The sequence below is a fragment of the Psychrobacter urativorans genome, from assembly GCF_001298525.1.
GTDB classification, from domain to species: Bacteria; Pseudomonadota; Gammaproteobacteria; order Pseudomonadales; family Moraxellaceae; genus Psychrobacter; species Psychrobacter urativorans_A.
The window spans coordinates 230,725-245,761 of sequence record NZ_CP012678.1 but is presented as its reverse complement, the minus strand read 5'-3'; the positions used below and the strand labels follow the sequence as shown (position 1 = coordinate 245,761).

Here is a 15,037-nt window from a genome sequence, read left to right as displayed (position 1 = left end):
AAAGCTATCAGCAGTACTGCCCCATCTATGTTTAAATGTCATATCTTTTTTTATATTTCTGCTAGAATTATGATTAGCCTTAATGAAAGCTTATCAAGCAGCGAATGTCTAGCAGCGTCATAGTTTGCCATTGATACTAATGCTTTACCAGTGCGCGAAGTCGGCGTGCATTAACTTACGACAAATAGTGTCGCGCATCTTCTTGACTGCTTATAAATTGAATAACTATCAATAAAAAGCTAATTGCATACTATTAGATAGCGAAAGTCGTTTAACCCTTTTTTATGAATGAGATAAATACCTATTATGCCACTGCGCCCGATTGATGCTATTTTTGTTCACCCAAAGCGACGATTATATGTTGTCTATTACCGTGGCGTGCTATGGCAACTGCCACGAATGAGTATTAATAATGCAGCATGGCAGCGGCGACAACCCTATACTGACAGCCCGAGCGAGCTGCATCTGAGTCATTGTCAACTCATTCATGATGCCGTGTTAGCTAAAAAACTGTATACCCTTAATCTCCCTACTTCATTACATGGTAGTACCTTACTTCAGTTTGAATCCTGGTGGGATACCAATGGATTTAGTTGGATTAAAGACCAACCTACTCCCTCTCAATCTCCGTTAAATGCTGATGGCAATGGTGATAGTGCTGTTATCGAGGCTGACGACTTAAACCACAATACTATGCACAAAATAAGCGCACCTCAAACCAATAAATCTCCTACTAACGATAAAGAGACTGAAACTATCGATATCTTCACTGGTATGCTGGCAGATTTAGCGGATGAAGTCAGGCAATCTAATACTTAACCCCATTAAAATAATATGAATCATCAACGAAATGGTTTTTAAGAAACGAGCTGTCATATATGAAAAATTACAAGCGGCTTTTGGCTGGGATAATCATACTGCTATTGATTGTTTTAATGGGAATTTTTATTTGGCTATGGAGCAGTAATCGTAAAAATGCAGATCCATTGCCCATTATGAACAGCGAAAATCAACAGTTGGCTAACGAGCTTGAGGACGACATAAATGCAATTCCTGCCAGTATTTTACAGTTGCAAGCAGAAGAAAAACTCCAAGCGGCACTAGATGATGTCATTACAGTATTTGAGTCACGTCACCCTAACGTGCAAGTCTTAGCCCGTTACGTGCCGACTCAATCTTTACTCGACTTACCAGATACCAGTATGTCTAATCATCAACCGGACTCTTTTATGAATGCTGACATCATTATGACTGATAAAAATATTGACCAAACTCAATTATCTGCCCTACAAACTGTGCTTGATGATGCTCAAAACAAACGTAATAAAAAGCAGGTTAATACCAATGCTATAGAGCAAGATAATAAACACAGCATCAATATAAACGCTGAAACTAATAATAATGAAATACGTAATTTAGCTTCTTTTAGCTATGCTTTAAAAGGCAAACAAGCAGTAGATGGGGTCATTTTAACGGATAACCCTATCGCCGTGAGTTTCCGTAATTTCTTACTCTCTAGCGCAGGGCAAGACGTGTTAAGTAAATATAAATATGACAATATCGATGGTTATAAAAACAGCGTGGATGATTTATTCAATCCCTCATCTCGCACTAAAAATGCTACTGGACAACCCTCAGTAAAGATTGCTGAGGCGCTTAGTAATGGTAAATAACGCTTAATTATCTGCTATGCATTGCATTTATAATCATATTTTTTTACAATGACAGCCTATAACGCGCCTATAGCTCAACAGGATAGAGCAATTGCCTCCTAAGCGATCGATCCGAGTTCGAGTCTTGGTGGGCGCACTCATAAATACGTTTTTAGTTCACTTTAGAACCCCATAGCCCTTTGGTTGTGGGGTTTTTTATTATCTAACGATAACCTTACTTTCCTTTAAAAACCCATAAAGAGCCCTTGCATACCTTAATTAATGCGGTACTATTCACGGTACAGACAAAAATTAATTGAAATGGATACCATAAAATAATGGCAAAAGCCAAGCAGCCTTTAACTCATACTCAAGTTAACCAAGCAAAACCAGCTGATAAACCATATAAAATGACTGAGGGCTAAGGTAAAAAATTTACTTTTCTTAGGTGATGTTGTTAATATCGGGGTTTGATAAGGAATGATAACAGTCGACAATATCAACCAACGAATTTTCATTTATTAATCCATTTCGTAGTAAAAAGATAGAGACCTTGTTGACTCAAATATCTTCGCTGACAATACGCTCAAATCTTATTTATAAAAAATGACCCATAAAAAAAAGACACAACAATAATGCTGTGTCTTTTTTTTATGGCTGATGCTGTGCTTAAGCATTTTAATAATCAGGGAGGCTTTCAGACAGCTAGCGACCGACGATTACCGCAACTTAATGGTGTCTTAATCCCTTAATAATCAGGGATGAGGAGGGAAATAATAAAGCACTGCTTTATCCCGACGCAAGAGAAAATCTATAATTTCTGACATGCAATTTTTAACGCTTTTCTCGAGCACAGCTCTGCGCCTTGCGCTTCGGGTAACTGTCCACTGGACACTTACTTATCCGCGCTCACCTTAATAATCAGGGAGACTTTCAGACTACAACTTACTAATTATATCATAGGATATTATTAGTCTTAATCCCTTAATAATCAGGGAGGCTTTCAGACTGTAGAAACTCTTTCTAATCTAGAACTTGTGATGTCTTAATCCCTTAATAATCAGGGAGGCTTTTAGACATCTTACATACTATCAGTAATGGCAAATATTTAGAGTCTTAATCCCTTAATAATCAGGGAGGCTTTCAAACTGTACAATTATTTTTATTGTTAATAAAATCAATAGCTTACACCACCCATTTTAACCAACAAAAGTGCAGCACATTAGTTGGTGACATTTTAACCAATTTTTAAGGGCCGATTGGTTAAAAAATAATCAATTATACGTCTGAAATGTTAAATAGCGAGCTTAATCTTCGTCAGATTCAGTCTGAAAGCAACCCTAATAAGCAGGGAATAACTGCTTTAGCAATTATCTGCTCTATAGTAATGGATGTTGTCTATCGAGGCAAGATTAATTTGAGCAGCATGCTAACAAGCTTGTGATAGTCTATTTCTCTCGCTATAGTCCGTATAATCGCCACTCATGACAAAGGCAGTCAAAGCAGAACTGACGTTATTTTAATAGGAGAGGCTATGAGCATATACTTAGTCAGTCGTCATCAAGGCGCTGTGGACTGGATGAGACACATGGGTCATCACTACGATGAGCATCTGACGCATTTGGCGAATTATGAGGCACTATCGGCAGGCGATGTGGTAGTGGGGTCGTTACCGATTAATATCGTGGCAGACCTAGCAGACCATGGCGTGACTTACTGGCATCTGAGCCTCTATATCCCAGAACAGCTGCGCGGTGTGGAGCTGAGCGCAGAGCAGCTATCCAAGCTCGATGCAAAGCTCGAAGAGTACGTAGTACTGCGTGGGAATTCTAACGCCTTATAACTGCAATTTTTAATGGTTACTTAAAAAGTGTTTAATAGCTACTTTATAGCTGCTAAACACTGCGTTTATTGATGTTAATAGCAACATTAATTGCAATACCCATACTCGTAATCATGCTCATACCAAAAGCCAAACTTTCCATTACCACAGTTGGCTGCCACAATATCCAGTCGCCAGTATTCTAGGTACAGAAGGCATTGGTTCAGCACTTTATTTTAATGCTTATCAGCAGTTTTTTGCCGATAATTTGCAATTTAATAGCCGTAATAGGCGTCCGCCAACTGACCCTGTCAATGTGGTGCTGTCGCTATCGTATACTCTACTACAGCATATCTGCCAACAAGCCGTCTATAGCATTGGTTTTGACCCCTATCATGGCGTGCTACACAGCCCAAGCTACGGTCGCCAGTCTTTAGCGTGCGACTTTACAGAGTTGCAGCGCGCCAGTATTGACTTTTGGGTGTGGCAACTGTTTGAGCAAAATATCTTAACCCTTGATGACTTTGGCTTCTCGAGCGCCACTGGTTATCCTTGTAAGTTATTAAAGTCTGGACGTGCCAAGTATTACCAAGCCTTTGCTGCTATCCGTGCAGGCTTAAGTAAAAATGCGCTGAACCACGTTTGGATATGGCAACGCCGACTTAATAGCTATCACTTTCATAAAGACCTTACTGTCAAAGAACCCAATTTATCATTTATAAGTCAACTGCCTATGACTTAAAAAATCACTTTTTCTAAAATTAATTTTCTTCACTTATAAAATGGGAAATTATGTCGAAAATCTGTTTTATCATCGCTTATGACATCAGTAATAATAAAAGACTGCAACGGCTCCAGAGAACGGTGAGCAGTCATTTTTTTCAGCTCCAGTATTCTATCTATTATGGCACCATGACTCGTCAGCGCATGGATGCCTTTATCATCACCATGCAGCAGATTATTCACCCAACCGATGATGACCTGCGTATTTATGAAGTTGAGCCGCTCGAGCAAGCATTCGTCATAGGCAAACATAATGATGATATTATGATGTTCAGTGAGCGTGGACAACTAAAGTTATAAATGGCTGTCAAACAGTCAAACAGTCAAACCATCTCGCCATAGCCACTGAGTGATTCACTATCTATTGCACTCCCTGTAAACATCGGCTATCATATCGGCGGTAATGTTTATAGCATTACCCCTGTTAATCAGGGCGTTTTCAGACTTTATCTGATGAAGATAGTCGTCACTATTTAACGTTTTAGACCCATAATTGCTCATTATTTGTACAATCAACCTCTAAAAATTGGTTAAAATGTCACCAACTAATGTTCAGTACTTTTGTTGGTTAAATGACCTAATGTAAGTAGTTGATTTTATTGATAATAAAAATAATTGTACAGTCTGAAACGCTCCCTGATTCCTAAGGGATTAAGACAATTCAAAGCATCCCAATTAAAAATCTGAAACGTCTGAAACGCTCCCTGATTCCTAAGGGATTAAGACGCTGCTTTGTTAACAACACCGAAGATTGCCATAAGGTATAAAATGCTCCCTGACTCCTAAGGTGAGAGACGTTTAAAAAAAGTGCTACTTTTCTAGTCTCGCAAGAGAAAATCCTTTAAATAGGATTTTCTAGAGGATTAGCATGTGGGAGACAGTCATCCGAAGCCCAAAGCTGTGCTCAAGCAAAGCGTGAAAAATTGCATATCAAAAAAGCCGTCTATCAGTGATAGACGGCTTTTTTATTAACTGAATTTATTATATTGATGGGATGCTAAATTGATAGCTTTCTACAAGTTGTTAAATTTGTTGTTAAAAATAATATGAATAATTATATAAACCATGCCATTAAAGGCTTTTAACTATCTGGTCGATGCTCTGTAGGCGCACCAACCATAGTATTTAGACACAACCTCGCATTACCTCAATTCTCCCAACACCCTTAGCACAATATTATTAGCACATCTTCTATAGTTTCTAGCAAAGCTGTCTCTCTTATGAAACTAATGTAATAAAAAAAGCCGAATGCTACGTTTAATCGTAACATTCGGCTTTCTTATACGTATTTTCTAACCGTTAGAAAGAAGTACGACGATAGCTACGGTATTTAGGTAGCCAGAAATTAGAACTCAAGCGACGTTCTAAATTTTCTGCCGTTACAGGTAATGCTAATTTATCTTCTACCGCCTGTAGTGCAACTGCATAGGCTATTTTTTCACTGATCTCTCTAATGAATTTAATAGGCGGTAATATTGCACCGGGTGCTTTTTCATACTCGATTGAGATATCTGCAAGTGCTTGGCTTGCCGCCGTCAACATATTATCGCTGATACCCTTCGCACGTGATGCTAAAACACCTAAGCCAATACCTGGGAAGATATAGCTATTATTACACTGAGAAACCTCGAAAGATTGACCTTCAAAAGTCGTATCAGGGAAAGGACTACCTGTCGCAACAATTGCCTTGCCTTTACTCCAGTTAGTCACTTCTTGTGGCGTGGCTTCAATACGAGATGTTGGGTTTGAAAGCGGTAATACAATTGGATTTTCAGTATTAACACATAAGGCTTCGACTATCTCTTGTGTAAATAGACCTTTTTGCCCGCTTACGCCGAATAGTACCGTTATTTTCGCTTGTTTAACCACTTGCAATAAACTGAACTCTTGACTCTTATCCCAACTTTCAAGATCTGATTTTTTTTGTACTAATGGTTTTTGGAATGCTTGTAGTTCTGTCATATCATCAGTTAGCAGACCATAACGATCAACCATAAATACCTGTTTACGTGCCTGCTCTTCCGTTAACCCTTCACGCTGCATTTGGCGAACAATATGCTCAGCGATACCACAACCCGCTGAACCTGCACCTAAAAATGCTATTCTTTGCTCACTAAGTTTTTGACCTTTATTTAAACACGCAGCAATCAATGTACCGACTGAAACAGCAGCAGTGCCTTGAATATCATCATTGAAGCAACATAATTGATCGCGATATCTATTTAATAATGGGGTCGCGTTCTCTTGTGCAAAATCTTCAAATTGTAATAAAACTTCTGGCCAGCGACGTTTAACGGCTTGAATAAACAAGTCTACAAATTCATTATATTCATCACCAGAAATACGTGGATTTCTCCAACCCATATACATAGGGTCATCAAGTAACTGCTGATTATTAGTACCAACATCTAATAAAATCGGTAGACAATAAGCTGGGCTAATACCGCCACAAGCCGTATACAACGCCAATTTACCAATTGGAATGCCCATGCCGCCAATACCTTGGTCACCTAAGCCCAAGATACGCTCACCATCGGTGACAACGATTACTTTCACTTTTTGTTTAGTGGCATTTTGTAGCATGTCATCGATTTTGTGGCGTTCAGGATAAGAGATAAACAAACCACGTTTACGGCGATAAATTTGTGAGAACTTTTCACAAGCTTGTCCAACGGTTGGGGTATAGATGAGCGGCATCACTTCTTCAATATGCTGCTCAATCAAATGATGAAATAACGTCTCATTGGTATCTTGAATATTACGTAGATAAATATGCTTATCGATATCACTCGTAAATGAGCGAAGTTGATGATAAGCGCGTAATGATTGCTCTTCAATCGTCTCAATGTTATGGGGTAATAAACCGGTTAAATTAAAGCTATCACGTTCTTCTAATGAAAAAGCGCTGCCCTTATTTAATAAAGGGGTCTCTAAAAGTGCTGGTCCAGCAAAGGGAATATATAATGGACGTTTATTTTGCATAAAAAAATCTTCTTATTAAAGGAGTATGAATGAAAAAATTTACTCGTGCCATATGTTACAGGGCTGTATTATACATAGCATCAGCATCTTTTTCTTATTTAGTATTGCATTTAAGTAAGGTGCTAAATACTGAGGTTTGATAACGCGCCCATAACGAAATTTTGGGGCGTATTGAAGAACGAGTTTATGTGTCGCTATGATTATCAGACAAGGTATACTGCCATCAGCGAGAGTACTAATATAGTGAACTTGAGTATAACGAGAAGCAACTAGCGAAGTATAATAGTATCAATACACGTATCAACACAACTATTAGCGCCCATCATTACAGATTAAGACGCTGATACCGTCTTGTATTGATAGGGTAGCGTGAATATCTTGTCAAAAATCAAGGTAAAAACAAAAGTATAAACCAAAAAGAACAGCAATAATACTGCCTCCATCGTAAATGCCTTTGTCAGGCTAACATCATACCACACCATATATAACGGCAAACAAATTAAGAACAATCCGCCCTCAAAACCTAACGCATGAATACTGCGTATGATTAAGGTACGCTGCGCCAGCATTCGGCGACGTTCCCAAGCCTCAAATCCTGTATTATAAATAAAATTCCAAGCCACCGCTACAACGGATACCATCACTGCAACCGGTAATGATGCTGCAGCATCGCTATCACTTAATAGCATGAGCACAAAGGTCGAAGAAATAATAGCAATAATTTCAAAAATAGTCACATAGACCAGACGACGTTTCAGCGGGGATAAAGTAATCAACCAAAACTCCAAAGCACATAAATGCATGATAAGTATGAAGTATCGGTCCGTCCCGAGATAGAAAAATATCATTCAAATACAGAGCCACGGTTTCCGCCTGCTACTATATTATACATAAAATAGCCCTATTAACCATTCATAACTTCAATTAAAAATAAGCATAACAGCAAGTATAGTCGCAGCTCATTTATTCTTACAGCGTTGCTTTTGCTTGCTACAGGTCAGAGCCTTTATCCACTGTTACGTGGCTTAATAGATGACAGTTCCTAGCAAAATTTGCTACCATGTATTTTTTAGATTTTATAACCTAAACTTTATGATTTAGGCTTCATTATTTCGGTGATTGGATTATGACCAAAAACGCCCTACAGGCTCAACTTTTAAAAGCGGGATTGGTTGATAGCAAAAAAGCCAAACTCTTAAGCAAACAGTCTCAGCATGCCAAGCGAACGGGCGATGCAGAAAATATAGAAGCTAAAAAAGCGTTGGCTGCCGCCCAAGCCAAAAAAATAGAAAAGGATCAACAGCTTAATCAAGAAAAACAACAAATCTTAGAACAGAAAATGCTGACCGCCAATATCATTCAGATGATTAAACAACATCAGATTACGGATACAAATGGTGAAGTCAGTTATCAGTTTGTTGATCACTCTAAAGTAAAAAAAATCAATATTACTCAAAAACTATATGATCAAATAGTGGCTGGTCATGTCGTTATTGCACGGTTGGAAGAAAACCAAACGCTGACCTATGCCCTACTTCCTCGTCCCTTAGCAGACCGTATCAATGCGAAGATGGAAGGTTTTATGGTGGTGTCTAACGATAAACTAGAGGTTGAGCTAGCAGATGACGACCCTTATGCCGCCTATGTGATTCCAGATGATTTAATGTGGTAGTGTTTTTGAAAAGTGATGATTTTTCACTTTTTCTGCTTATACGCTCACTAAATTAAAAACCCTTCATAGAATGTGATCTGTGAAGGGTTTTTGTTTTAGCTGAGTGGTTTATATTTAACAGATGAATCAGAGAATTTTTATAGTGGATGTTATCAATAGCAGACTAATGAAACAGTCGGCGTTTAACCAACCAACCGATAATAATAACGACAGCCAATAATAGAAAAATTTTCGAGTATGGCGCAAGTATCGTCTCAATCAGCTCATAATTTTTACCAAAGTGATAGCCTGCCAGCGTCAATAACGTCGTCCAAATGCTTGATCCTAACGCCGTTAATGCCAAAAAAGAAAGCATGGGCATCTGATTCATACCCGCAGGAATAGATATCAGCGAGCGGATACCGGGCACCATTCTGCCAAAAAATACTGCTTTCTTACCATGTTTATTAAACCAATCGTTGGAAGACAGTATATCTTCAGGTTTAACAAACACATACTTGCCATATTTTTCAGTAAATATAATCAAACGCTCTTTATTAAATATACGTCCCAAATAATATAATGGCAGTGCTCCCAAAACGGAGCCAAGCGTCCCTGCCAATATGACCATTATTAAATTTAAATCACCTCTTGCTACCGCAAAACCTGCCGCTGGCATAATCAGTTCTGAGGGTATCGGCGGAAAAACGTTTTCGGCAAACATGGCAAATATAATGCCGAGATAGCCAAATTTTTCCATAATAATCAGCACCCACTCACTGATTTGGTTCATTGCGACGCCTCGATAGATAATTATTTGCTTTTTTTATGGAATGAAATTTAATGAATATATAAAAACAAACATCAAATTTTGACAGTCTTATGATACTTAGATTGATATTAAAATAGTGTGAAGATTACATGAATCTATTTAATAGTTTTTATAAATAGAATGTATTTTAAACCGCCACACCAAATAAACGTCCAATCAATGATGTTGCTACCATCGCTAAGACACCCCAAATGACGACTCGAGCCGTCGCGGGAATAACAGGCGCGCCGCCTAAGCGAGCAGATATTATTCCAAGCAAAATCAAGCCGACTACGGTCAAAGATGCCAGTGACCATACCAGTGTTTGCGCTGGTAATATCAAAATTCCGATAACGGGTAAAATAGCGCCAACAATGAACGATAATGCGGAGGCAACTGACGCATGAATCGGCTTAGCTTGGCTGAGATCGTTCAAGCCTATCTCATCTCTAGCATGCGCTTCAAGAGCATCATGCTCGGTCAAAGCTACCGCAACTTGATGAGCCAATACGTGATCCAGTCCCCTTGCCTCATAAATTTTGGTCAGCTCAAAAAGTTCACGCTCAGCGTTATTAGTCAGCTCATACAACTCTTTATCCAAATCAGCTTTTTCGGTATCTGCTTGTGACGATACAGAGATATACTCGCCTGCCGCCATTGATAAAGCGCCGGCTGTTAATGCTGCCATCCCTGTCAATAGCAAGGTCTGACTGCTTGGACTTGCCGCAGCGATACCAACTAATAAACTGGAAGTGGAAATCAGCCCATCATTTGCGCCCAGCACTGCCGCCCTTAACCAATGATTACGATTGCTTAAATGAACTTCGTCATGAATAGAATGGTGCATAGATACCCTCGAACCGTGTAGACATAAATTTGAATATATCAGTGTAGCCTATAATTTTAATCTATTTCATGCAAATTCATACCGTTCAACATATGGTTATTTGGCTTGTCTTAGCGCAACTAGTCGATAAGTCATTAGTAAAAAAACCAACGTCTGACTACTGGCATAAAATAGTAATAAAGGCAATGCGCGACTGTCTGAGCCCACCATAAAGACATGAATACTAATAAACATATAAGCAAAAAAGGTTAAAAAGTGCAGCCAGCGCCATGCTGATTGTCCAATATATTTCTTAATATAAAAGCTAAAGGCACAGATAAACAATAGCCAAAACCCTAATTGCCCTAGCGCAACACCTACACGCTCAGTCTGAAAACCAAAGGGTAGTAAAACTTGCCATAAATTCAGATTTAAGAAATTATCTGCTAACAAAACACCGGCGTGAAAAGCAGCGAAGCCCACTGCAATCAGACTTAAATATTGATGTAAGGCAAATACTCGTGCGGCATTAAAATGCTTACCTAAACGTGTACTTAGCAATAATCCAAAAACCACTGCCAACCAAAATAAAGTATAGGCGATAAACCCACTTGCGCGTGACAAATACCAAAAGTTCTTATCTGTGGCGGTTAGCAGTTGAGAAACGGTTTCTCCCCACATTAATAGCGCATAACTAGCAATGCTCAAAATTAATCCAATCCATAAAGTTTGAGTCAGAAGATTTGTTCTGAAAACAGTTTGACTGTTGGTAGGATTATTAATGTTCATAATTATGCTCCTATGCTAGCAATCAAGTTTGGTTTGACTAAATATGGATCAAGAGCAGAGGTCGCCATCACTTTGTTATCAAAATCAATTAACAGCGCTGCAATATGATTTTTGTTAAGCCATGCCATCGCTGCTTTAAGACCGAGCATCACACAGTATTTAGCATATACCTCCGCTGTCATCGTGTCCGTAGCCAGTACGGTTGCGGTCAGCACATCGCTTGTTACGGGGCGAGAATAATGAGGATGAATTAGATGGTGCTGCCAACGACCGTCATACCACCAGCGCCGATAGTCTTGCCCAGAGGTAGCGACAGCGCCTGATCTAATTTTAAGGATTGCGACATCTTCATCATCGTGAACTTGCTTTTGCTTACTGTCAATAATATAAGGTTTCGCGATAGCCACTCCCCAAGCAATCGGGGTAATCGCAACATCTGTGCCTTGATGTTTAGGCATACCAATCGCTATATCTCCACCCATATCTACCAAACAGGGAATTTGCCAATCGTGAATTTGGCTAATATATTCAGCCAACTGCATGGCGCACCAGCCTTTGACGTAACCATTCAAATCCAACGCCATACCTGCTGGAAGATAGACTTGATATTGTCCATCAGCTAATCGGCGAAGTTGAATACGTTCTATATTCTGATTGTCGTAGTTGACTACAGGTGTATCTTGAAAACTTTCTTTGGCAGTTGAGTTAATATTTAATGTGGCGCTTGGGTCAATAACAGGTACGGTTGGCATGGATAGTTTTGGTAACGTCTCAAATGAATGCTTATAGCCCGCGGCCCACAAAGATTGGAGTAAAGTCGGTGTTACCAATCCTTGAGTTTTTGGCACAAACTGAATAGCACGTTGCAATACCTCGAACAATTCCGCACTGACATCCCTCCATTGATCAGTATGATTATTAAGTCGCATCAGCTCGCTGCTGTCATCAAAACGGCTGAATATATGCTCCCAGTACGTCAGTTTCTGCTGAACATCACTTGCCAGTAAAGCAGTGTGTTGCTCTATTTCAATCTTTGAGCACAACAGGCTTAGGCTGGTGATATTTAAATTAACTTGAATCTGACATCCCATCGCTAGTATGTTAAAACTCACCAGTTCAGGTATATTTTTATTGGGTGCATTTATTTTCATTTGAAACCTCCGCAGTCTCCAAAACCTATGTTCAACAACCGTTATTCCTTTCTCATTTATCGAGAAGAGCGCGTACGGGCGACGACGGCTATCGGTTCGACAGGTGCTACTTCGTTGACCTGTCGTAATTGGCTGATATCAACAATTGGCATCGGCTCAATAGCACTCTCACTACCTTCAAGAGCAACCGCACTTAACATGGCAGTATTAACAGGCGTAGTGTCGGTTTCTTGATTGAGGAGTAGTAACCACCCTCCCATAGTGCCTGCAATTGAGACAATCATAATGCTGCTTTTAAGGCTAGCAAAAGGGTCTGCTTTTTTAGCCGTCTGGTTAGGGGGTTTATTACCAGCTTGGGTCGGATGTGATTTGATATTAGTCATCGTAGTTATCCTCATCTTGTAGCTGATAGCTTGTGGTGATTAAACGACCACTTTCTTTATCATGCTTGTCATCGTGTTTTTTGCTGTGGTGTTTGTCCCTTTTATGTTTGTCATCATGTTTATCGTCGTGGTGCTTATCTTTATAACCATCATACTCACTGCCAAAAGGATTGCTTTGATTAGAGCCAACGGGATTAAGCACAGCACCAAGATTGGCATCAACATAAGTGGCACCACTGTCTAATATCACCTCATAAGCGACTGCACCGTTATAGTTGATAAGTTCTGGGGTAGCCTGCAATATCGCATCAGGAGCATCTTGTTTGGCAAACGCTATTGCTTGCTCAGCAGTCAGTGCCGCAAGAGATGAGGTTTGGGCAGATTGAGAAAGAGGATTGGTGACGGCTTTAAATGACGATAATTCAGAAGCAGTTGATGTATTATCGCCTTTTTGAGCAATAATATTGGAGGCTGATACAGTGTTCGTTGGCTCAGGCGATTGGACAGATAAAGCGATGACGCCACCAAAAAACACCAAGGAAGTCGCACCGACAGTCAATAATAAGGGTTTTAATAGAGGTAAGCTCATAATATGTACTCCGTATATATCATTAGGGAATACAACTAGCATACGGGGTGAACATTAACTCAAACTTAAGAGAGTGCGATTTATTTTTGATGGTTTGATAAGCCGCTTTATTACTATTTTTTCAAGATTACTGATGTAATAAAGCCTATGTCTGGTGGGAGGCGGTTGGCAAATATTAATGTCAGACCATGCAGCTCAGCAATTCGATTAACAATGGACAGTCCTAAGCCACTACCCAATTGGCTTTGACCAGCTGGACGATAAAAGCGTTCACTTAGCCGCGCTAGTTGTTCTGGCTCTACACCTAAACCATTATCCACCACGCTAATGGCATTGGTATCTAACTGAAGTTCAATCAAAGAGCCGTCAGGACAGTAGCGAATGGCATTGTCTAATAAGTTGCGGATTAACAGTTTGAATAATATTGGATTGATAAGAATAGGTAAAATATCAGCAGGATTGTCGCAGATTACGCTGCGTTTTAACTGAATATGCTTTTCACGACCCAAACGATTGACATCACTAAGCACAATATCTGTGAGTATCAGCCAGTCTGGTTTTTCTAATTGCTCAGGCGGTAATTGTTGTTGCGGTTCTATTTTGGCTAAAATCAATAACTGGTCGACTAGATGAGTGGCACGCTCGATGCCATTGCTGATTTTTTGAGCATGATAAAATAGCTGATTGTCATCTTCTATATCAGATAGCTGTAATAGCTGCTGCTGTAATAAATCCGCTTGTAGTTTTAAAGCTGCAAGCGGGCTTCGTAGCTCATGCGAGGCATCAGCCGTAAAGCGTTGCTCACGTGCTAGCGTTTCCGCGACTTTGACAAATAAAACATTTAAAGCCGTCACCAAAGGTTGAATTTCTTTGGGCACATCTGCGGTTATGGGACTGTCATCTTGCGGCTGACGTTGTGCAAGCTCGGCACTGATTTGGGTTAACGGCATAAACCCGCGCCGAATCAACCAAATGACCAAACCGATAAATGCCAATAGCCCAATCAACATCGGTAGCACTTGCACAGTCATGGCACTAACAATCATCTCTTGGCGAGAATCAAGGTTTTGACCGACCGCAATCACTCGACCTTTATGCTTAGAATCATGGTCATCATGAACATAAAATAAACGCCAACGCTTACTAAATGGGTTAAGCCGCTGATAAGCAGAATCACTTTCTTCTAAAAACCCATGCTGATCAGGTAAAAATGCAAAGGATTGACCATTTTCATCTGCCATCAATAAGCGTCCGTCTTTATTCCAAATAGCAAAGCCCATATAGTCATCTTTGGCATTACCAAGGTCACCTGATAGATATTTACTGTTTAGATTATATATTTTGGCGGGGCGCTTTTTTTTACTTTTGCTGTCGTCTTTCTCATAATCGTTTTTATTGTCATCTTCTTTAGGAGCGACACCTATTAAGTAACGGGCAACTTGGGTAATCTGGGTATCGTTCATCTCTTTGATTTCATGCCACAGTCGCCACGCAATAAAGCCAGATGTGAGTACCCACAGTAAAGGCAGACCAATCAATAGGGAGGTTAATAGCCGTTGCTGGATACTTTTCATAGGCTCACCTATTGGGGCGCAAAG

General features: G+C 39.7%; 15 protein-coding genes and 1 tRNA gene. 7 read left to right on the top strand and 9 right to left on the bottom strand.

Translation table 11 applies throughout. From position 1 onward, the window contains the following. Positions 1-306: 306 nt before the first annotated feature. The 6 genes from AOC03_RS01075 (at position 307) to cas2 (ending at position 4,557) form a co-directional block, all read left to right on the top strand. Positions 307-819, top strand: a complete 513-nt coding sequence (locus AOC03_RS01075) for a hypothetical protein (RefSeq protein ID WP_062533210.1) — start codon at positions 307-309, stop codon at positions 817-819. A gap of 116 nt (positions 820-935) precedes the next feature. Next, entirely contained in the window at positions 936-1,673 is a 738-nt protein-coding gene (locus AOC03_RS01070) for a hypothetical protein (protein WP_227514258.1), read from the top strand. A 63-nt stretch (positions 1,674-1,736) separates the two neighbouring features. Next, positions 1,737-1,809: transfer RNA gene (locus AOC03_RS01065), tRNA-Arg, on the top strand. Positions 1,810-3,186: 1,377 nt separating this feature from the next. Further along, on the top strand, positions 3,187-3,495 hold the full coding sequence (csx16, locus tag AOC03_RS01060) for a CRISPR-associated protein Csx16 (RefSeq protein ID WP_062533208.1): 309 nt from the start codon (positions 3,187-3,189) through the stop codon (positions 3,493-3,495). Positions 3,496-3,544: 49 nt separating this feature from the next. Further along, a complete protein-coding gene (cas1, locus tag AOC03_RS01055) occupies positions 3,545-4,216 on the top strand; it encodes a CRISPR-associated endonuclease Cas1 (protein ID WP_084785727.1) in 672 nt (223 codons plus the stop codon). Positions 4,217-4,266: 50 nt separating this feature from the next. Further along, complete coding sequence (gene cas2 / locus AOC03_RS01050) at positions 4,267-4,557, top strand: CRISPR-associated endonuclease Cas2 (protein ID WP_062533206.1); 291 nt, start codon at positions 4,267-4,269, stop codon at positions 4,555-4,557. A 999-nt stretch (positions 4,558-5,556) separates the two neighbouring features. On the opposite strand, the gene AOC03_RS01045 is transcribed toward cas2, so the two are convergent. Both AOC03_RS01045 and AOC03_RS01040 read right to left on the bottom strand, forming a co-directional pair. Further along, entirely contained in the window at positions 5,557-7,239 is a 1,683-nt protein-coding gene (locus AOC03_RS01045; protein WP_062533205.1) for an NAD-dependent malic enzyme, read from the bottom strand. 332 nt (positions 7,240-7,571) lie between these two features. Next, positions 7,572-8,015, bottom strand: coding sequence for a PACE efflux transporter (locus AOC03_RS01040; protein ID WP_227514257.1), 444 nt, complete (start codon positions 8,013-8,015; stop codon positions 7,572-7,574). A gap of 350 nt (positions 8,016-8,365) precedes the next feature. On the opposite strand from AOC03_RS01040, the gene AOC03_RS01035 reads away from it, so the two are divergent. Beyond that, positions 8,366-8,911 (top strand): DUF2058 domain-containing protein, encoded by a 546-nt coding sequence (locus AOC03_RS01035; RefSeq protein WP_062533203.1) that lies wholly within the window; start codon positions 8,366-8,368, stop codon positions 8,909-8,911. Positions 8,912-9,074: 163 nt separating this feature from the next. Here the strand turns inward: AOC03_RS01035 and AOC03_RS01030 are convergent, their stop codons facing one another. The 7 genes from AOC03_RS01030 to AOC03_RS01000 all read right to left on the bottom strand — a co-directional run bounded on the left by AOC03_RS01030 (position 9,075) and on the right by AOC03_RS01000 (position 15,013). Continuing rightward, entirely contained in the window at positions 9,075-9,683 is a 609-nt protein-coding gene (locus tag AOC03_RS01030; protein WP_062533202.1) for a DedA family protein, read from the bottom strand. A gap of 166 nt (positions 9,684-9,849) precedes the next feature. Further along, the gene (locus AOC03_RS01025; RefSeq protein ID WP_062533201.1) at positions 9,850-10,548 is read right to left on the bottom strand and encodes a VIT1/CCC1 transporter family protein; all 699 of its coding nucleotides are present in this window, start codon (positions 10,546-10,548) and stop codon (positions 9,850-9,852) included. Positions 10,549-10,644: 96 nt separating this feature from the next. Then, positions 10,645-11,316, bottom strand: a complete 672-nt coding sequence (locus tag AOC03_RS01020) for a hypothetical protein (RefSeq protein ID WP_062533200.1) — start codon at positions 11,314-11,316, stop codon at positions 10,645-10,647. Positions 11,317-11,318: 2 nt separating this feature from the next. Beyond that, positions 11,319-12,467, bottom strand: coding sequence for an FAD:protein FMN transferase (locus AOC03_RS01015; protein ID WP_062533199.1), 1,149 nt, complete (start codon positions 12,465-12,467; stop codon positions 11,319-11,321). 56 nt (positions 12,468-12,523) lie between these two features. Beyond that, entirely contained in the window at positions 12,524-12,850 is a 327-nt protein-coding gene (locus tag AOC03_RS01010) for a hypothetical protein (RefSeq protein WP_062533198.1), read from the bottom strand. Then, complete coding sequence (locus tag AOC03_RS01005; protein WP_062533197.1) at positions 12,843-13,439, bottom strand: PepSY domain-containing protein; 597 nt, start codon at positions 13,437-13,439, stop codon at positions 12,843-12,845. Before AOC03_RS01005 ends, AOC03_RS01010 begins: the two co-directional genes overlap by 8 nt. A gap of 113 nt (positions 13,440-13,552) precedes the next feature. Then, on the bottom strand, positions 13,553-15,013 hold the full coding sequence (locus AOC03_RS01000; RefSeq protein ID WP_062533196.1) for an ATP-binding protein: 1,461 nt from the start codon (positions 15,011-15,013) through the stop codon (positions 13,553-13,555). Positions 15,014-15,037 lie beyond the last annotated feature (24 nt).